This is a genomic window from Aquimarina sp. MMG015 (assembly GCF_018100855.1).
Taxonomy (GTDB): Bacteria; Bacteroidota; Bacteroidia; order Flavobacteriales; family Flavobacteriaceae; genus Aquimarina; species Aquimarina latercula.
Genome location: NZ_JAGJEB010000001.1, coordinates 26,322 through 45,733 on the forward strand (window position 1 = coordinate 26,322; position 19,412 = coordinate 45,733).

The window sequence follows — 19,412 nt, forward strand, 5'->3', positions numbered from 1 at the left end:
CTATTTTTGGTCTGTTATTGAAAATCTTATGATGAGATCATTTTTATATACAGTAGTTACCGTTACAATCATTTGCGTAAGTTGTAAAAAAGAAAATACTACTATACAAGAAGAAGTTGAAATAGTTAAGCTAGATAGTTTATCTAAAGAAAAAGTCGAAATAGATGTATTAAAACTATCTCCGCAAGCTTCAAAAGACATTGAAAACTTTGAGGATTTTCAGAATCTTAAAAAGTTAATAGTATCTATGAGCAAATCAAACCCTTTTTATATCAAAAAATACGCTGATAGTATGAATTTACTTGTTCAGTCCTTTAAAGAAAATGTGTCCGAAGATTTAAAGGTAAATAACATCAGTTCTAGAATCGCGGTACTAACAACGGAATCGGGTTTGTTATTACAACTTACTGAAACTACTAGTCAAGATTCTCAGAAACTTATGGACGCCAATATTAGATTACTTACAGCTTATAATAGTCTTATTATTCAGCTAAATGAATTATCATTAGCAATTCCAGAAAACATTGAAAAAGAACTTCTTAGAGAACGTGACATCCTAAGAGATTCCATTTTATCTCCAGAAGAAAAGAATATTGAAATCGAAGAATAAAATAGTATGAAGAATTTAGTAGTTTTTATATGTTTTGCAATTACCATTACTTTTCAAGCCCAAACAAAAAAAGAAATCAATACCGTATTAGAACAATGGCATAAAGCTGCAGCTGATGCATCATTTGATTCCTATTTTGGTTTGATGACCAATGATGCTATATTTATTGGAACTGATGCTACAGAGAATTGGAATTTAGCTTCCTTTAAAGCATTCTCTAAACCTTATTTTGATAAAGGAAAAGCATGGAGTTTTAGCACGTTAGAAAGAAATATATTTGCACAAACTGACAGTAAATTAGCTTGGTTTGATGAATTATTAGATACTCAAATGGGAATCTGCAGAGGTAGCGGTGTGTTAGAGAAAACAACTGAAGGCTGGAAAATAAAACATTACGTCTTATCCATTGCAATACCTAATGAAAATGTAAAAGAAATTACTACGCTTAAAAAAAGTTTTGACAGTGATTTAATGGAAAAATTAAGAAGTAAGTAGTACTCGAAAACTAGAATATACTTTTACTGAATTCATCTATATTGGAATAACATCTAGTAGCGCCATTCTGTAGTAGTTTCTCCTTATTCTTATCTCCAATACCAACAAAATCTAAAGATAAGTTTTGAGCCGTTTTTAGATCCCAAAGCCCATCGCCCACCGAGATAATCTTAGTAAACTCCGATATATTATAAAAGGCTTTTGCTCTTTCCAAAGCATCCATTACAAAGCCTTCTCGTGATTCGTGTGTCATAGAAGTAGCCAGTAATAACTCATCGCACCATATACTACATTGCTCTAATTTAAGCATTGCAGGTTTAGGAAGTGCTCCCGTAGCAAAACAAAACGGAATAGACTTATCTCTAAAAGATTGTATTAAAGATTGAGCTCCTTTAATTTCTTTTACCGGATCGAATTCTAGCATTTGTGTTACCAAATTATTCTCAAAGTCCCCTAAAAGATTCTCTGAAAGATCTTGTTTAAAACTTCGCTCATAATTATATCGCAACGCATAACTATCAGTATGATGCTTATAATTATTATAGTCTGTATCAATATTATTAATCCCCATACTCATCATAGCTTTGGTTACAGAGATTAAATACATAGGTACACTATCCGTCAATGTCCCATCAATGTCAAATATGTATAATGTATCTTTCAGAAGTGTTGTTTTTATATTATAAAGAATACTTTAAGGATAAAATAAAGTTTCTTCCTGCTCCGGCAATACCAGATGAATATGGTCGATAACGTTGATCAGTAATATTCTCAACTGTTAACGTTGCTTGTAAACTTTTAGTAAACTGATATCTTGATCTCACATTAAGTGTATACCAAGAAGGAGAATATGGATTTCCATTTTCATCTAATGCATACAAAAAGTCATTGTTTTGTTGAGAAGGAGCCAACTCTTCAAAATCAAATTGCCCATTATAAATTGCAGAAAAATCAATCATCCATTTATCATTTGTATAATTAAGATTTGTACTACCAAACTGAGGAGCAACATGTCTTGAAGGAGAAACTGATCCATCATCCAACTCTTCTTCTCCACCAGTAAATGTATATTTAGAAGAAAGGTTAAAATTCTTTATAAAATCATAACTAAAACCTGCCTCAAAACCATAAATCTGAGCATTGGCTGCATTCTGAATCGCTTGTACATTGCTTAGCTCTCCTCCAAAAATAATTTCAGTTTCTCCATTAAGAGAAAAATCTCTTCGAACTAAAGCATTATCCAATTGCGTATAATAGGTTGCCAAATCAATCTTGAAATTCTTACCAACATTGGCAGTCAACCCAATTTCTCCATTATAAGCATATTCTGGTTCTAAATCTGGATTTGGCACTACTACTGACCCTGGTTCCGAATCAAAAATTTTACCCACATCATCAATATTAGGTGCTCTAAATGCTGTAGAAAAATTAAACTTCCACTGTAAAATATCATTTGGTAACCAGCTAATTCCTGCCGTACCTGTAAAAGCCTCCGTATCAATATTTGCTTCTCTAAAAGGAAAGTCAAAAAACGTATCATCAAATTCTGAATACAGAATAATCCTATTGTATCGCAACCCACCTTGAAACCTTAATTTTTCAGTTAACTTACTTTTTAAACTGGCATATGCAGCAATGGACTGCCATGTAGACCCATCCGGATATCTAGATGGTGCGGCAACAACATCATTGGTAGAAATATTAAGTTCCGAACCCTCTGACGAGACTTGATTCAAGATATATTCCAAACCATAATATATCGTTGTTTTATCATCAAATTTCTTTTCAAAATCAAGATTTGCAGAATATGCATCTACATCCTCTTTTGTTCTTGATAAGATATCATCTCCAAAATCCCGATCATTTCTACTTTCCTGAAAATTCTGATAGGCAGCTGTAAATTTTACTTTATCGTATAATTTATTTTTCCATTTATTAGTTAATTGAAGATTTCCCATTAACCATTTTTGAGGTCCATAATACCATTCGGCAGATCTTAAACCCACATCACTACGACGGATCAATCGATCATATCTAGGATAATCAGAAGTTTTTGTATAAATAAATCCTGCATTAATATCCCATCTTTCATTAGGAATAAAATGTACCTTTTGCAAAAAATTAAATTGATTATAACCAGTAAAAACCTGACTTTTCGGGTCATCATTTTCAATTAGAGTATCAACACCATCTATTGTTTCTACATACTCATTTCGTAAATAATCATCAGGGCCATGACTTCCCATTGTAAGATCATCAAAATCTGTATAACTTACACTAGTTAGAAATGCCCACTTCTCTAAGCCTATATTAAAATCGACATGACCTGTTCTTTCATTACTCGCACTAGCATACCTAGCTATAGCATTTCCACTAAATTTATTCTTTCCTCGTATAGCTATTTTAGGTTGAGCTGTGTAAAAGTTCATCACACCTCCTACAGCATCACTTCCGTAAACTACAGAACCAGGTCCTAATATAACTTCTGTTCTATCTATTGTAAATGGATCTACAGATATCACATTTTGAACATTACCACCCCTAAAAATAGCATTATTCATTCGAACTCCATCCACCGTAAGTAATAATCGATTAGTAGAAAATCCTCGAATTATTGGACTACCTCCTCCCAATTGACTTTTCTGTATAAACACTTGCCCACTGCTCTGCAAAAGGTCTGCCGAAGTTTGTGGTGTAGAGAAAGAGATTTCATCAGATGTAATACTAACAATCTTTTGAGTAACATCTTTTTTATCCTGTTCCCACTTAGAAACAGAAATCACCACCTCTGACAATTGATTTTCATCCACCTCCAAATACACTTTATTTGATAAAGCTAGAATTTCAGATTTAGTAGTAGCAAAGCTTATGTGGGATATGTGAACAAAATATAGTATTTCTGTTTCCGAAAAATCGGAAATATCCGCTATACCATCAAAATCTGTTATAACAGTTTTTGATTTCGTTTTATTATGAATTGTAACACTAGGAATAGGCTGGTTATTTGACCTGCTTAGCACAGTAATACTTTGAGCAGTATTTTCCGTTACAAAAAATAAAGTGAATACAACAATTAAAAATAAGCGCATTACTTAACTAAAAATTTCATTCAAAATCGAAAGTGACTTTGGTTTTTTAAAACCGTGCAAATGTAGCTCAAAATATACTAATAACGTATTAAGAATCTCATTTCTTACCATTCTAGACATTTTAATACTCATACTTTCCTCAAATGTCGTGCCCAAAAACTTCTTGAGTACCAAAACACTATTTCCTTCGAGACAATAAATGTTAGAAGAATCCTCCTGAAAGCAACCATCTTGCATATTAAAAACCGATGAAGAAATATTAGATGTATCTGGATAAAACCCTAAATATTGTGTCAACTTTATTAAAAATGAAATATGGAAATTACCAATATTATCATGTGAATCTAACCACAAAAATGTTGTTTCTAAATAATGAAAAAGATCCTCATTTATTTCTTGTTCTTGAATTGTATTTTTTAATATTTCTGAAAGAAAAAATACTAATGAACTTTTAACAAAATCAGTATGCAAAGATTGATAAGGTATTAGAATTTTAGCTTCTTTAATTCTTTCTAAAGTACCTTTATCTTTGTGATTTGCTTCAATTTCTAGTAACGTCAATGGCTGAAACAAAGAAGATCGTATTTTTCCTCTTTTAGATTTTAATATTCCTTTTAGCAAATAGGAACGTAATCCACTAGTTTTTGTTAATAGGGAAACTATTAAATCACTTTCTCCATAACGCAAAGAATGAATTACTATGGCTGGAGTATTTACAATCATTACCTAACTATCAAAAGCTTAGAAACAGTTGTTTCTGCTTGATCTTCTCCTGTAACTAAAATAAGATAAACTCCAGACGCTACCTTATGCCTTCCAAAAGCGGTAGTATCCCACTGAATACTTCCACCTTCACTAACTTCTTCATATACCAAGTTACCTTCGATATCAGTGATCTTTACATTTGATCTACTTGTTAAACCTTTTATTGTTACCTGCCCATTAAATCCTGGGCGCACCGGATTAGGAAATGCAACTACATTATCTAAATTATCTTCTGGTCCAGTAGCAGTTCCTTTAAACTCTAATAAACCTTTCTCAGTTGCAAAATAAACAGAACCCGTAGAATCATCTACTGATATATCTAATACATTATTTGTAGGTAACGGAGAATTATCAGCCGTAAAATGAGCTAATGTCTCTTGCCCATCAGAAGAGAAATAAAACACTCCTGATGATGCAGTAGCTACCCATTTATTATTAGACCCATCTGCTTCTATATCAGTAATTGTCTCATCAAATAATAATTCTTGAGGAACACCTTCATCATCTAAAATAATAATCTGACTTGCTTGGGGATTACTTTGCTGAAACACTCCAGAGGTATTAAACAAAACCCTTATACCTCTAAAAGTACCAATCCACAACTGATTATTCCGATCGACCTCTAAAGCAAGTACATAATCACTAGGAAGATTAGAACCCTCAGTCTCACCAGATAATTGAATTTGACTTTCTGTATCAGTATTGTAACCAATCACACCCGAATTAAATCCACCAACAAACAAATTTCCGTCTCTATCTATCACCGTATCCGTAAAACCTAAATTATTTAAAGCATTAGGTATTGATCTGCTTAAATTAACATTAAGCGTTTGTGTCGCACCAGGAGAAAATCTTTTCAAACCATTGTCAACCCTAGCGTTATTAACCCACAGATTTCCATCATTGTCAAAAACAGAGCCGTTAAGAAACACAAAAATTGGATCATTTGTTACAAATGACTCAAAACCACTATTAAGGTTGTTATATAAATTAGTTACTACATTATCATTGATCTCTAATAAACCACTACTTAAACTACTTATAAAAACCTGATCTTCATTATTGGGATTAATAGTAATATGAGATAAAGATGTAGCACCCATAACCTCATCTTTAGAAATATTTAACCATCCTTCAGAAGTGAGTTTACTTATCCCTCTTTGTTGTAATGGAAACGGGTTAAAATTCACATCATATTGACCAAATACTACCCACAGTTTACTATTTGATGCTTCTATCCCAAAAGTAAAATTACTTAATGGTCCTTCTGGAGATATTGAAGTTTTATTAGTAAGATCATTAAAATCAACTTGTAATAATCCTCTACTATCTGTTCCTAGATATAGTGTGTTATTAAAAGATAACGCGGTATTTAACAAAAAAGAATCTCCAGTTGTACTAATTGCCGATGTAGTTTCATTAAAGCTTGTATCAAATACCGATGCTCGATCTGTATTAACAACTATTAAATTGTCAGAATCGATAGAAACATCTATTACATCACTAGAAGCTGTTACAACTGTAGTTAGAACTGGTCCATCAAGACGACTGATAAGGTTATTATTCTCCCATACCAAAATCTCCTCATTAAATAATGTAATTCCTCTATACTGTCCTGGAACTAATGTTATCCATTGGTTAAAATCAACTAAATTAGGGTTGTCAACATTTGCATTTAAAATTCCATTATTCGAAGTAGTTGCATAAATCACATTGTTTGAAACTACCGTTCCGGTTATATTTATTTGTGATCCAGCTGGACCCACAAAAAACGTATCACCAAATTCTATTCTTTCTAAATTAAACTCTACGATCCCAAACTCTGTAGAGACATACAATATATTACCATTTTCAAAAAAGTGATTGATCCTTTTCTGTGTTGGAGGAATCGTCGGTTTCTCTAAAATATCGATAAAAGTTATTACCTCATCATCAACTATTAGCTCTAACAATCCATTATCATAACCAATAACAGTAATATCAAATATTGAACTATGATAAATTGTAGATACTGTTTCTCCAGACAAACCATTTACAGTAGTAAAGGTTTCCGAAGTTCTTGTATCCGTATCGTAGATAAAAATTGTATTCTCAGAAGCAACATAAATTTTATTTTCTATTGCATAGGAATCGTTAATTTGAAAATAGGAATAATGCCCTGTCCATTGATTACTAAAATCCTGAGAAAATAGAAATACCGGAAAAATTAGAAGTATTAACTGTCTGAAGTATCGCATAATTACGGAGTGATATTAACGCTGCCTTGATAACACGCTAAAATACTAATTATTGCTTTCAAATAATGAAAAAAGCCGTTCTTTATAGTAAGAACGGCTTTCACAATAAATACTTATTATTATTTATATAACTCCTTGAGCTAACATAGCATCAGCAACTTTTACAAAACCTGCAATATTTGCTCCTTTAACGTAATCAATATAACCATCATCATCTGTTCCATATTGAACACACTTTTCATGAATATCGTTCATTATTTGTTTTAGCTTTTCGTCAACCTCTGTTCTTGTCCATTTAAAACGTAGAGAATTTTGGGTCATCTCCAATCCAGAAGTAGCAACTCCTCCCGCATTTGATGCTTTACCTGGTGCAAAAAATATCTTAGCTTTATGAAAAGCTGCGACAGCATCAGAATCACAAGGCATATTAGCTCCTTCACTAACACACATACATCCGTTATCAATTAATCTTGTAGCATCATCACCATTCAATTCATTCTGTGTTGCACAAGGTAATGCAATATCACACTTTTCACCCCAAGGTGTTTTTCCTTTATGAAATTTTGCAGAACTGTATTTTTCAGCATACTCACTTATACGTCCTCTTCTCTCATTCTTAAGTTCCATTACAAACTTAAGCTTATCATTATCAATTCCATCTTCGTCATAGATATAACCAGAAGAATCAGATAAGGTTACTACTTTAGCACCTAACTGAATAGCTTTTTCTGTAGCATATTGCGCCACGTTTCCTGAACCTGATACTAAAACTGTTTTTCCTTCAAAAGAATTGCCTTTGGTTTTTAGCATATTTTCTGCAAAATATACGGTACCATAACCCGTAGCTTCTGGACGAATCTCAGATCCTCCCCAGGTTAATCCTTTTCCTGTTAAAACTCCGGTAAATTCATTACGCATTTTACGATACATCCCAAACAAGAAACCAATTTCACGTGCACCTACTCCAATATCTCCAGCAGGAACATCTGTGTTAGGTCCAATATGTCTAAAAAGCTCACTCATAAAACTATGGCAAAAACGCATAATCTCATCATCGGATTTTCCTTTAGGATCAAAATCTGAACCTCCTTTACCACCACCCATTGGCAGCGTTGTTAAACTATTTTTGAACACTTGCTCAAAAGCAAGAAACTTAAGAATACTTAAATTTACTGATGGGTGAAAACGTAATCCGCCTTTATAAGGACCAATCGCAGAATTCATTTGAATTCTATATCCACGATTTACATGTATTTCTCCCTTATCATCTACCCAAGGTACTCGAAACATTATGGCTCTCTCTGGTTCTACCATTCTTAATAGAATGTTTTTTCCATTATATATTTCTTGTGTAGCGATATACGGTATTACAGTTTCCGCAACTTCTTGTACCGCTTGTAAGAACTCTGGCTCATGTGAATTACGAGCTCTTACTTCTTCCATAAATGCATCTATTTTTGCTTGCATATGTTAATAGGATTAAAAGATTCTTATTTAATGGTTAATTTATTTGGTCAAATATATGATATTATCAAAAAATTACATCTAATTTTTTGAATTTAATAACACTCTATCCAATAGCTTGCTCTAAATCTGATATTAGGTCGTTTACATCCTCAATTCCTACACTTAATCTAATCAGAGAATCGACAACACCAGTCTTTTCTCGTTCTTCTTTTGGAATTGACGCATGTGTCATACTTGCTGGATGTCCTGCTAAACTTTCTACTCCACCAAGTGATTCTGCTAATGTGAAAATTTTCAAATTTTCAACAATTCTTATCGCTTCTTTGTAATTACTGTTTTTTGTAACAAAAGATATCATGCCACCGAAACCATTCATTTGTTCTTTAGCTACACTATAACCTGGATTATCTATAAATCCTGGCCAATATACATTTTCAATTTTAGGATGATTTTTTAGATAATTTGCTATGGTTTCTCCATTTTCGCAATGACGTTGCATTCTAACATGTAATGTCTTAACTCCTCTAAGAGCTAAAAAACTATCTTGTGGACCACAGACCGCGCCACTTGCATTTTGAATAAAATATAGGCGATTCGCAATTTCATCATCCTTAACTATCAAAGCACCCATTATCAAATCACTATGCCCTCCAATATATTTAGTAACACTATGCATTACGATATCAGCACCAAGATCTAAAGGTTGCTGTAAATAAGGTGTTGCAAATGTATTATCTACAGCTAATAGAAGATTATGTTTGTTAGAAATCTTACCAATTGCTTTAATATCAATAATATTCATCATCGGGTTTGTTGGTGTCTCTACCCAAATCAGTTTTGTTTTTTCATTAATATATTTTTCAACGTTACCCGAATTTTTCATTCCAATAAAATGAAATTTTATTCCAAAACCTTCAAAAATTTTGGTAAACAATCTATAGGTTCCCCCATAGAGATCATTTGTCGAAATAACTTCATCGCCAGGTTTTAATAATTTAAGTACTGCATCAATAGCTGCTAATCCTGATCCAAAAGCCAATCCATGTTTTCCGTTTTCAAGACTTGCCAAAGCATTTTCTAAAGATTTTCTAGTTGGATTATGTGTTCTACTATACTCAAACCCTTTGTGTCCTCCAGGAGTAGTTTGAGCATAGGTAGAAGTTTGGTATATTGGAGGCATTACAGATCCGTAAGCAGGATCAAGTATTTGTCCTCCGTGTATTGTTTTGGTATTAAACTTCACGATTCCTCGATTTTTATCAGTGTTCTTATTTTTTATATGTTCTTTCGATCAATTCTTATATTTCAGAACTGAAAAAAACCAACTTGTAATCTATTTTGTTAAAAAACTAAAACAAATTTATAACTTAATTCGTTCTAATCATATTTCAATGAATATCTTTAGTAGATGATTAACACAAAAACTAACACCAATCTTAAGTCACTTTTTTTAGCAGTAATCTCTATTTGTTTTTATAGCTGCCAAAAGAGTGAACCTTTAAGTTTTCATAAACGCACTATCGCCATTGATGATTATTTTGACTGCAATAACTCTGATTGCACTATTACAGAAATTTTTCTTCTCGAATCTATAAATGAAAATGAAATTGCAAAAAAAATCAATATTCAAATAGAAAAGGCTGCCAGTACTAGCTTAAACGTAGAAGATGACACCTCTATAGACAACATAGAAGAAGCACTTAAAAATTTTAATAACTCCTATCAAGAAATAAAAAAGGAATTTCCAGAAGAAATTATTCCATATGAAGCAAGTATAAACTGTGACATCAGTTATCAGAATAAATTCATTCTTTCTATTCTAATAGATTCTTATATATTTACTGGAGGTGCTCACGGAAGTGGCAATTCAAAATACATAAACATTGATGCAAAAACTGGTGCAATTATACCACAAGAAAAACTGCTAAAGAATGTAAACAACTTTTCAATATATGTCGAAAAAATATTTAGAGAGAAGTACGCTATTCCTAATGAACAATCTATAAATAGTACTGGCTTCTTCTTTGATAATAACACTTTTAGTTTGCCAAATAACATTGGGTTAACAGAGACCCATATTATTCTTTTCTATAACCAATATGAAATAAGCTCATACGCTGAAGGACCTATAGAATTAAAACTTAAAAAAGAAGAAGTAGTGGATTATTTTACGACTACTATTCTATAATGACTTCTTGAGCGCTAAAATGTATCCGAGATGTATTCCTTCATGAAAATTATTAAAATTGATAGCATCCTCTACAGATTTTAATACAAAACCAGTACTAGTAGGATATTCTTGATACCCTTCAAAAATACTACCATCTATGTCTTTTTCAGTTTTATCAATGGTAGTAAAAAGAAGTTCTTTTACTTTTTCTACCTCTTCTTTACTTACCAAACCTTCTGTTTTAGTCCCTTTACGATATTTAACAATCATCTCATCACTAATCATCATTGGTAATCCACTTAATTTGTAAGTAAGTAATTGTTGCGTAACCACTACATGAGCAATATTCCAAATCAAATTATTATTAAACCCTTGGGGAACTTTGTTTAGATCTTCCAATGAAAAGTTATCCATAATTTTGGCTAGTAATTTTCTATTGGTTCTTGTGATTTCTAATTGATCTCTCATATTTAAGTAGTAAACGTTCTTAATTTTTACCCAAAAATATGAGTTTTCAAAGAGAAATGAATTTCCTTTGTGTTGATTTTGACATTTTAAATATAAATCTGTGAAAAAAATATATTACCTATCAACTTGTGATACTTGTAAACGCATCATGAACGAACTAAACCTTTCTTCTGATTTCGTTTTGCAAGACATTAAATCAGAAGGCATTAGCTTAGTTCAAATAGAAGAAATGAAATCGTTAGCTGGTTCATATGAATCCCTGTTTAGTAAAAGAGCACGGCTTTATAAAGAAAGAGATCTAAAAAATCAAGCACTAGCAGAAGACGATTACAAAAATTTAATTCTAGAACATTATACCTTCTTAAAGCGTCCAGTACTATTATTTGATAATCAAATATTTATCGGTAATAGTAAAAAAGTAGTGGAAGCTGCTAATATTGCTATTAATGGATAAAAGAACGGCAGCATTACTAGCAGCTTTTGGTGCAAGTCTAATTTATGCAATCAATCACACCTTGGCAAAAGGTGTAATGCCCACTTACATTAAACCTTTTGGCTTTATTCTTCTTAGAGTAATTGGTGCTGCAGCACTTTTTTGGCTGGCATCAATATGGGCTCCTAAACAAAAAATTGATCGCGCTGATTGGCTAAGAATATTTGAGTGTGCTATTTTTGGTATGGTCATTAATATGTTGATGTTTTTTAAAGGACTTCAATTATCTACGCCAATAAACAGCTCAGTTATGATTACCATTTCACCTATTTTGGTATTCGTTTTATCTGCTATTTTTCTAAGTGAAAAAATAACATGGTTACGAACTGTTGGAATTCTACTTGGTTTTTCTGGAGCATTAGGGTTGATTCTCTTTGGTTCAGAAACTAGGCAAGATGCTCCTAATATTCCACTGGGTAATATTCTTTTTATTGTCAATGCTGCTTCTTATGCTATATATCTTGTATTAGTAAAACCCCTAACATCAAAATACCATTCTTTTACTTTAATGAAATGGTTTTTCCTTATTGGAGTTATTATTAATTTTCCTATTACCATTTCAGAATTTAGCGAAGTACAATGGACATCACTTCCTTATGACGTCATATGGAAAATGGCTTTTGTGGTCATTGGAACTACTTTTTTTACTTATTTATTAAATGTATTTGCACTTAAAACACTAAAAGCATCTACAATTGGTGCATTTATCTATTTACAACCTTTATTGGCAATAAGTTTCGCCATGGCAATGGGAGCTGATTCTCTTAATGCTGTCAAAATAATCTCTGCCCTATTAGTCTTCTTAGGTGTCTATTTGGTAACCAAAAAACCTAAAAAACTAGCTTAGGTCTTGTGGTATTTTTGCAAATTTTCTAGTGTCTTCTTTGGTAAGAATTTTAAAATTATCAGGACGCTCCACTTTATCCATAAACTGATTCATTTCTTCCGGAAGTGGTATTAATTTTCGAGTATTTAGATCTATCCATGCACCCATCATCTCACATCTCGCAAAGTTTCTTCCTTTATAATCATAAAAATTATGTAAAAATTCAAAGAATTTTCCATCCTCGCTCATTCCTGATAATTCTAAAGAAACTTTTACAGGTCTACCATAAAAAACCTCTTTAAAATAATAGATATGTTCGTAGAAAACTACTGGCCCAATATTGAATTTTCCCAAAGATCGTTGATCAAAACCCAACTCGGATAAAAAGGTCATTCTGGTATGTGCTGCATATTCTATATATGCTTTGTTAGCTAAATGACGATTTGCGTCAATATCATTCCATCTAATTTCGAATTCCTTTAAATACATAACTATTCATTTTTACGCTGTAAAAATACAAAAGACTTATTATGCTTGCATAATAAAAACCTGTTAAAAATTGTATCTCTATTCAACACCTCAAACATTTTTGAGCATAAAAACCTTTAGTAAATCAATATTTCTGAAATCTATAACTTCAAAATAAGACTCTTTAGGTTTTGAAAAGCTTTAGGGTCTTCTTATTTTAGGAAAAAAAATAACGAATGTACATCAAACGTAATATTGGCTGGGGACTTATTCTTCGCTTTGCATGGAGAAACTTACTTTTTTTCACTGTATATACCGCAGCTATTTTTTCATTATATCATTTTTTAGATTTACAATTTATAGACATTCCTTTTCAGCCACTTACCGTTATTGGAATTGCCGTAGCATTTTACATTGGTTTTAAGAACAGCCAAAGTTATGACCGTTTTTGGGAAGGTCGTAAAATTTGGGGAGGTATTGTTAATTATAGTAGAACGTGGGCAAATCAAGTTTTATGTCTAGTTAATGATAATCCTGAAACAAAAAAAGTACTTATTTACAGACATATAGCTTGGATTAACGCATTACGTATACAACTTAGACAACCTACTTCATTTTCCATAAAAGAAAATCCTTCTGTAGAGCGCCTTGTTAAAAAACACGGAGAGAAAAATCCCGCCTGTGATGCCACTAAAAGTTTTATTTCAGACGAAGAGTATTCTGATTTACTACAAAGAAAAAACGCGGCAACTCATTTAGTAAAAAACCAAGGATTACATCTAAAAGAATTATTAAACTCTGGAAAAATTACGGAATTCGACAAACAACTTTTGCACGGAATATTAGAGGAATTATATAATTTACAAGGAAAATGTGAGCGTATCAAAAACACTCCTTTTCCTCGTCAATATGCATATTTTAGCACTGTCTTTACCTGGATTTTTGTGCTATTATTGCCTTTTGGGCTACTTAATGTTTTTGAAAATGAACTCAGCGATATGGCACACCATATTAAACCTTGGTTTATTTTCTTAATGATTCCGTTATCTGTATTAGTATCTTGGATATTCACTACAATGGAAAAAGTAGGAAGTAATAGCGAAGATCCTTTTGAAGGAAGAATTAATGACGTTCCGATGACTGCACTTTGTAGAACAATTGAAATAGATTTAAGAGATATGTTAGATGAGAAAGATCTTCCTGAAAAAGTAAAACCGAAAGACAATATTCTTTACTAATGCCTTTAATAGAATCCACATACACTCCACCATATTTTTTTAAAAATGGTCACTTCTCTACTATATACCCTAATTTACTTAGAAAAGTAAACGATATTCTTCAGACGCGAGAACGTATAGAATTAGAAGATGGTGACTTTATTGATATCGATTGGAGTTATCCGTCTAATGGTGAATCTAATCAAAAAGTTGCTGTCTTAATTCATGGTTTAGAAGGCAATGCACAACGTCAATATATTGTCGGTTTGGCCAGGCACTTAAATAATAATCATTGGGATGTAGCTGCAGTAAATCTTAGAAATTGTAGTGGAGTCGTTAATAGACTATATAGATCTTATAATGCAGGTGTAAGCGAAGATTTAAGTTCAATTATCACCCATATCATCGAGAAAGAGTACAATACTATTTCGATATGTGGGTTCAGTCTTGGAGGTAACATAACGCTAAAATATTTAGGAGAGAGAGCAACCCCTACTCAAGTTAAATCTGCCGTTGTAGTATCTGTACCTTGTGATCTATATGACTCTTTAAAGGAGATCAATAAACCAAAAAACTTTGTTTATCAGAAACGCTTTATTAAAAGCTTAAAAGAAAAACTACACGAAAGGCAACAGGTTTTTCCAGAGCAAATCAGTAAATCAGATATCAATGCTTGTAAATCATTAATTGATATTGATAACTTATATACAAGCAAAGCTCATGGCTATACAGATGCTATTGATTATTATACAAAATGTAGTAGTAAACAATTTTTAAAAAATATTCAGGTTCCAACACTAATTATTAACGCTAAGAACGATACTTTTCTGGGAAATGCATGTTACCCAATTAAAGAAGCGCAGGAAAACAATAATTTATTTTTAGAGACACCTAATTTTGGTGGACATGTAGGCTTTTATCTTAGAGGTCTAACTTATTATAACGAGCATAAAACCGTACAGTTTCTGAATAAATGGTAAGCGAACCAGATGTTTTTACCATAATTTGTAATATTTTACCTACACATGTGAATTAATGAAACAAACGTTAAGTCAATGTTAAGGTTTTGTGTAGTAATTTTTTGTCTCTTTATCGAAAATCTTTTTTTAATTAGGAATATTTTAAGAGTTTTGGTCGTTTCCTTGTAGAATTATCAGGGAAATCAAATTATCGCTAACTCAAACTCAATAAAAATGAAAAAAAGTTACAAAAACCTTACTGGGGGAAGGTTTAAAAAACTACACTTGTTAGTTTTTTCTATGATGATACTTCTTTCGGCTGGAGCATTCGCTCAGGACAAAGCCCAGAAGTCAAAAATCATGTCAAAAAGTAATCTTTCTAAACTTAATCAACTACAAGTTGAGAATGCAGAAAAAGCTGCAATTCAAAAGAAAGAGGCTATACAAGCTGCAAAGCAAAATGGATGGCCTATTAAAACCACGCTAAAAGATGGAACTTTTTCTGAGCTGCAAAGACTTGCTCCAGATGGAAGTGCACTTTATTATACTACTTATAACGTAGACGCTGCGGAATCCACAAGAACGAATCATCTTAATATTGGAGGATCACTTGGATTAAACCTAGATGGTCAAAATATGACTGCCCATGTATGGGACGGTGGACATGCAAGAGAATCTCACCAGGAATATGATGGTGCTGGAGGAAACAATCGTGTTACTATCCAAGATGCCGCTTCAGAAGGAGGTACTCAATTAAACTTTCACGCTGCTCACGTAACTGGAACTATTACAGCTTCTGGTGTTCAAGCTGCTGCAAAAGGAATGGCTCCTCAGTCTAAAGTAAATGGATATATGTGGAACAATGATGTTGCTGAAGCTACAACTGCTGCTGCAAACGGAATGATCATATCTAATCACTCTTATGGATTTAGAGGAGATCTTGTACCAGATCAATATTTTGGTGCATATATAGACACTTCTAGAGATTGGGATGAAGTAATGTTTAATGCACCTTTCTACCTAATGGTAGTAGCTGCTGGTAATGATGGCAACCAAAATGGATATAACGGACAACCACTTGATGGAAATTCTTCTTATGATAAATTAACAGGACATTCTACTTCTAAAAACAATTTAGTAGTTGCGAATGCTCAGGATGCTAATATTAATTCAGATGGGTCTTTAAATAGTGTTTCTATTAACAGTTCTAGTAGTGAAGGCCCAACGGACGATTACCGTATCAAACCAGATATTACTGGAAACGGTACTGGGGTTTACTCTACGTACGAAAGCAGCAATACAGCTTATGCTAGTATTACTGGTACTTCTATGGCATCACCTAATGTTGCAGGATCATTACTATTATTACAGCAACATTATAATAATACAAATGGTAGTCTTATGAGAGCTGCAACTCTAAAAGGTTTAGCTCTTCATACAGCAGACGATGCTGGACCTTCTGGTCCTGATGCAGTTTATGGATGGGGATTATTAAACGCTAAAAAAGCTGCTGAAACTATCACTAACAATGGAAATGAAACCAAAATTGAAGAACTTACGCTGAATAGTGGACAAACATATTCAATTACTGTAGATTCTGATGGTGTAAATTCTTTGATGGCTTCTATCTCTTGGACGGATCGTGCTGGAACAGCTGTTTCTGCAACTAATTCGAATGCAGCTGTGTTAGTAAATGATTTAGATATTAGAGTTACAAAAAACACTACTACATACAATCCTTATAGATTAACCGGTATTACAACAAATGGAACTGGAGACAATACTGTAGATCCATATGAAAGAGTTGATATAGCTAATGCTACTGGTACATATACTATTACTGTAACCAACAAAGGATCTTTGGTGGGAGGAAGTCAAAACTTCTCTCTTATCGTAACTGGATTAACAGGAACACCTGTTGTTTGTAATGCTACTGTTCCTGTAGGAGTAGGAGCTTCTAACATTGGTTCTGATTCTGCGACAATAAACTGGACTGCGATTCCTGGAGCATCTTTTGATGTAAGATATCGTCAAACAGGAACTTCAACTTGGACTACACAAACAGCAAGTGGTGTTTCATCTGTAATTTCTGGTTTAGCTGAGACTACTTCATATGAAGTACAAGTAAGAAGTAACTGTTCTGATGGATCTACATCTTCTTACAGTGCATCTACTACTTTTACGACTACCGAAATTCAATTAAACTATTGCGCATCTAATGGTAATAGTGTTGCTGACGAATATATTGGTAATGTTCAATTAGGAACAATTAATAATGCTTCTGGAGCAGGAAGTGGAGGTTACTCAGATTTTACTTCGATTTCTACCTCAATTTCCAAGGGAAGTGATTATACAATTACTGTAACACCAACCTGGACAGGAACTACATATAGTGAAGGATATAGTGTATGGATTGACTATAATCAAAATGGAGTTTTTACAGATTCTGGTGAACAAGTATGGACACAAGCTGCAACCCAAACTACACCGGTTAGTGGAAGTTTTACAGTACCGTCAAGTGCATTAAACGGAGATACAAGAATGCGTGTTTCTATGAAATATAATGGAGTACCAACTTCTTGTGAATCTTTTCAATATGGAGAAGTAGAAGACTATACTGTTACAATTGGAGCATCTACTGGTGATACACAAGCACCAACTGCACCAACAAGTTTAGCTGCATCTGACATCACTGAAACTACTCTAACTTTATCTTGGAATGCTGCTACAGATAATGTAGGAGTTACTGCTTATGATGTATATCAAGGAAGTACTATTTTAGGAGAAGTTACTGGAACAACTGCAAACGTTACTGGATTAACAGCAAGTACTGCATATCAATTTAGCGTAAAAGCAAAAGATGCTGCTGGAAATGAATCAGCGTTTAGTAATACAATTGATGTTACTACTGCGGACGCTCCAGATACACAAGCACCAACTGCACCAAGCGGATTATCAGCTTCTAATATCGAGGAAACAACCTTAACGCTATCATGGAATGCTGCTACAGATAATGTAGGAGTTACTGCTTATGATGTATACCAAGGAAGTACTGTATTAGGAGAAGTTACAGGAACAACAGCAAATGTTACTGGATTAACTGCAGACACTACATATCAGTTTAGTGTTAAAGCAAAAGATGCTGCTGGAAATGAATCAGCATTTAGTAATACTATAAATGTAACTACTACTGGAGGATCTGGTGGAGGTGGTTGTACTTCAGGTATTTCCTCTTTCCCATATGATGAAGGATTTGAAAATACTTTAGGAGCTTGGACTCAATCAACTGCTGATGATATTAACTGGACTGTTGATGCTAGTGGAACACCTTCTAGTAGCACTGGACCTTCTAGCGCCACTCAAGGTTCTTACTATATTTTTGTTGAGGCTTCAGGAAATGGAACGGGATATCCTAACAAACAAGCTATCTTAAATTCTCCTTGTTTCGACCTTTCTGGTCTTTCAGAAGCAAGCTTCTCTTTCAGCTATCATATGTATGGTGCTACAGACATGGGAAGTATCGCTGTAGATGCAAGTACTGACGATGGAGCTACTTGGACAAATATTTGGAGTGAATCTGGAAATAAAGGAAATTCTTGGTTAACAGCTAGTATTGACCTTGCAACTTATGTTGGAGGAGGAGTTCAATTAAGATTTAACAGAATTACAGGATCTACCTGGCAAGCTGATATTGCAATTGATAATGTATCATTAACCAATACTTCTGGTGGTGGTGGATCAACAGATATCTGTGAAGGAGTTGCTGAATGGAGTAGTTCTCAATCCTATCAAACTGGGGATCAGGTTACGTATCAAGGAAACCTATTCGAAAGAACGGCTACAGGATGGACAAACCTTGGAGCATGTGGAACTACAACATCTTTTGTTACCACTTCTGATGACCCACAAGGACCTCCAACAGAATTACTATCTGTATATCCTAATCCATTGAAAGGAGCAATTCTTAATGTTCGTGCAGGAAACTACGGAACTCAAGAATATTCAATTCATAACATGTTGGGGCAAACGGTTCTTAAAGGAACTTTCTCTAACACAATTGATGTTCAAGCATTGGAAGCCGGAGTATACATGTTAAAAGTAAATATGGGAACGGTTCGTTTCATAAAAGAATAAAAATTTAAGACAGA

16 protein-coding genes are annotated in these 19,412 nt (G+C 33.2%); 8 read left to right on the plus strand and 8 right to left on the minus strand.

Annotation, left to right across the window (positions count from 1 at the left end):
- The first annotated feature begins 28 nt into the window (after nt 1-28).
- Together J8L88_RS00140 and J8L88_RS00145 are read left to right on the plus strand one after the other, a co-directional pair.
- The gene (locus J8L88_RS00140; RefSeq protein WP_158594402.1) at nt 29-610 is read left to right on the plus strand and encodes a hypothetical protein; all 582 of its coding nucleotides are present in this window, start codon (nt 29-31) and stop codon (nt 608-610) included.
- A gap of 6 nt (nt 611-616) precedes the next feature.
- A complete protein-coding gene (locus J8L88_RS00145; protein ID WP_027394283.1) occupies nt 617-1,105 on the plus strand; it encodes a nuclear transport factor 2 family protein in 489 nt (162 codons plus the stop codon).
- A 10-nt stretch (nt 1,106-1,115) separates the two neighbouring features.
- Here J8L88_RS00145 and J8L88_RS00150 read toward each other — a convergent pair whose 3' ends face one another.
- The 6 genes from J8L88_RS00150 to J8L88_RS00175 form a co-directional block, all read right to left on the minus strand.
- The gene (locus J8L88_RS00150; RefSeq protein WP_371813613.1) at nt 1,116-1,796 is read right to left on the minus strand and encodes an HAD family hydrolase; all 681 of its coding nucleotides are present in this window, start codon (nt 1,794-1,796) and stop codon (nt 1,116-1,118) included.
- Nucleotides 1,786-4,194 carry a TonB-dependent receptor gene (locus tag J8L88_RS00155; protein ID WP_118388631.1) on the minus strand — a complete coding sequence of 803 codons (2,409 nt, stop codon included), beginning with the start codon at nt 4,192-4,194 and terminating at the stop codon, nt 1,786-1,788. Before J8L88_RS00155 ends, J8L88_RS00150 begins: the two co-directional genes overlap by 11 nt.
- 3 nt (nt 4,195-4,197) lie before the next feature.
- Nucleotides 4,198-4,917: a DNA repair protein RecO gene (gene recO / locus J8L88_RS00160; RefSeq protein ID WP_027394286.1), complete on the minus strand. Its 720-nt coding sequence runs from the start codon at nt 4,915-4,917 to the stop codon at nt 4,198-4,200.
- Complete coding sequence (locus J8L88_RS00165) at nt 4,917-7,196, minus strand: two-component regulator propeller domain-containing protein (RefSeq protein WP_027394287.1); 2,280 nt, start codon at nt 7,194-7,196, stop codon at nt 4,917-4,919. Before J8L88_RS00165 ends, recO begins: the two co-directional genes overlap by 1 nt.
- Nucleotides 7,197-7,319: 123 nt before the next feature.
- Nucleotides 7,320-8,663, minus strand: coding sequence for an NADP-specific glutamate dehydrogenase (gene gdhA / locus J8L88_RS00170; protein WP_118388627.1), 1,344 nt, complete (start codon nt 8,661-8,663; stop codon nt 7,320-7,322).
- 103 nt (nt 8,664-8,766) lie between these two features.
- Nucleotides 8,767-9,942 carry a cystathionine gamma-synthase gene (locus tag J8L88_RS00175; protein WP_371813614.1) on the minus strand — a complete coding sequence of 392 codons (1,176 nt, stop codon included), beginning with the start codon at nt 9,940-9,942 and terminating at the stop codon, nt 8,767-8,769.
- A 129-nt stretch (nt 9,943-10,071) separates the two neighbouring features.
- Between J8L88_RS00175 and J8L88_RS00180 the strand changes: the two genes are divergently transcribed.
- Nucleotides 10,072-10,851 carry a DUF3298 and DUF4163 domain-containing protein gene (locus J8L88_RS00180; protein WP_211059628.1) on the plus strand — a complete coding sequence of 260 codons (780 nt, stop codon included), beginning with the start codon at nt 10,072-10,074 and terminating at the stop codon, nt 10,849-10,851.
- Here J8L88_RS00180 and J8L88_RS00185 read toward each other — a convergent pair.
- Nucleotides 10,846-11,301: a DinB family protein gene (locus tag J8L88_RS00185; protein ID WP_027394291.1), complete on the minus strand. Its 456-nt coding sequence runs from the start codon at nt 11,299-11,301 to the stop codon at nt 10,846-10,848. The genes J8L88_RS00180 and J8L88_RS00185 overlap by 6 nt on opposite strands.
- A 100-nt stretch (nt 11,302-11,401) precedes the next feature.
- On the opposite strand from J8L88_RS00185, the gene J8L88_RS00190 reads away from it, so the two are divergent.
- A complete protein-coding gene (locus J8L88_RS00190) occupies nt 11,402-11,755 on the plus strand; it encodes an arsenate reductase family protein (protein ID WP_027394292.1) in 354 nt (117 codons plus the stop codon).
- Entirely contained in the window at nt 11,748-12,641 is an 894-nt protein-coding gene (locus tag J8L88_RS00195; RefSeq protein WP_211059629.1) for a DMT family transporter, read from the plus strand. Before J8L88_RS00190 ends, J8L88_RS00195 begins: the two co-directional genes overlap by 8 nt.
- Here J8L88_RS00195 and J8L88_RS00200 read toward each other — a convergent pair.
- Nucleotides 12,633-13,109 carry a thioesterase family protein gene (locus J8L88_RS00200; RefSeq protein ID WP_027394294.1) on the minus strand — a complete coding sequence of 159 codons (477 nt, stop codon included), beginning with the start codon at nt 13,107-13,109 and terminating at the stop codon, nt 12,633-12,635. The two genes, J8L88_RS00195 and J8L88_RS00200, sit on opposite strands and share 9 nt — an antisense overlap.
- Before the next feature lie 215 nt (nt 13,110-13,324).
- Here J8L88_RS00200 and J8L88_RS00205 point away from each other — a divergent pair, with 215 nt between their 5' ends.
- From J8L88_RS00205 to J8L88_RS00215, 3 genes are all read left to right on the plus strand, one after another.
- On the plus strand, nt 13,325-14,326 hold the full coding sequence (locus J8L88_RS00205; protein ID WP_027394295.1) for a bestrophin family protein: 1,002 nt from the start codon (nt 13,325-13,327) through the stop codon (nt 14,324-14,326).
- On the plus strand, nt 14,326-15,285 hold the full coding sequence (locus J8L88_RS00210; protein ID WP_211059630.1) for a YheT family hydrolase: 960 nt from the start codon (nt 14,326-14,328) through the stop codon (nt 15,283-15,285). Before J8L88_RS00205 ends, J8L88_RS00210 begins: the two co-directional genes overlap by 1 nt.
- A 213-nt stretch (nt 15,286-15,498) precedes the next feature.
- Nucleotides 15,499-19,398 carry a fibronectin type III domain-containing protein gene (locus tag J8L88_RS00215; protein WP_247666385.1) on the plus strand — a complete coding sequence of 1,300 codons (3,900 nt, stop codon included), beginning with the start codon at nt 15,499-15,501 and terminating at the stop codon, nt 19,396-19,398.
- Nucleotides 19,399-19,412 lie beyond the last annotated feature (14 nt).

Bases quoted from the DNA above. Each gene is read 5' to 3' on its own strand.
- J8L88_RS00140 (WP_158594402.1), top strand. From the start codon at position 29: ATGATGAGATCATTTTTATATACAGTAGTTACCGTTACAATCATTTGC.
- J8L88_RS00145 (WP_027394283.1), top strand. From the start codon at position 617: ATGAAGAATTTAGTAGTTTTTATATGTTTTGCAATTACCATTACTTTT.
- J8L88_RS00155 (WP_118388631.1), bottom strand. From the start codon at position 4,194: ATGCGCTTATTTTTAATTGTTGTATTCACTTTATTTTTTGTAACGGAA.
- recO (WP_027394286.1), bottom strand. From the start codon at position 4,917: ATGATTGTAAATACTCCAGCCATAGTAATTCATTCTTTGCGTTATGGA.
- J8L88_RS00165 (WP_027394287.1), bottom strand. From the start codon at position 7,196: ATGCGATACTTCAGACAGTTAATACTTCTAATTTTTCCGGTATTTCTA.
- gdhA (WP_118388627.1), bottom strand. From the start codon at position 8,663: ATGCAAGCAAAAATAGATGCATTTATGGAAGAAGTAAGAGCTCGTAAT.
- J8L88_RS00180 (WP_211059628.1), top strand. From the start codon at position 10,072: ATGATTAACACAAAAACTAACACCAATCTTAAGTCACTTTTTTTAGCA.
- J8L88_RS00185 (WP_027394291.1), bottom strand. From the start codon at position 11,301: ATGAGAGATCAATTAGAAATCACAAGAACCAATAGAAAATTACTAGCC.
- J8L88_RS00195 (WP_211059629.1), top strand. From the start codon at position 11,748: ATGGATAAAAGAACGGCAGCATTACTAGCAGCTTTTGGTGCAAGTCTA.
- J8L88_RS00200 (WP_027394294.1), bottom strand. From the start codon at position 13,109: ATGTATTTAAAGGAATTCGAAATTAGATGGAATGATATTGACGCAAAT.
- J8L88_RS00205 (WP_027394295.1), top strand. From the start codon at position 13,325: ATGTACATCAAACGTAATATTGGCTGGGGACTTATTCTTCGCTTTGCA.
- J8L88_RS00210 (WP_211059630.1), top strand. From the start codon at position 14,326: ATGCCTTTAATAGAATCCACATACACTCCACCATATTTTTTTAAAAAT.
- J8L88_RS00215 (WP_247666385.1), top strand. From the start codon at position 15,499: ATGAAAAAAAGTTACAAAAACCTTACTGGGGGAAGGTTTAAAAAACTA.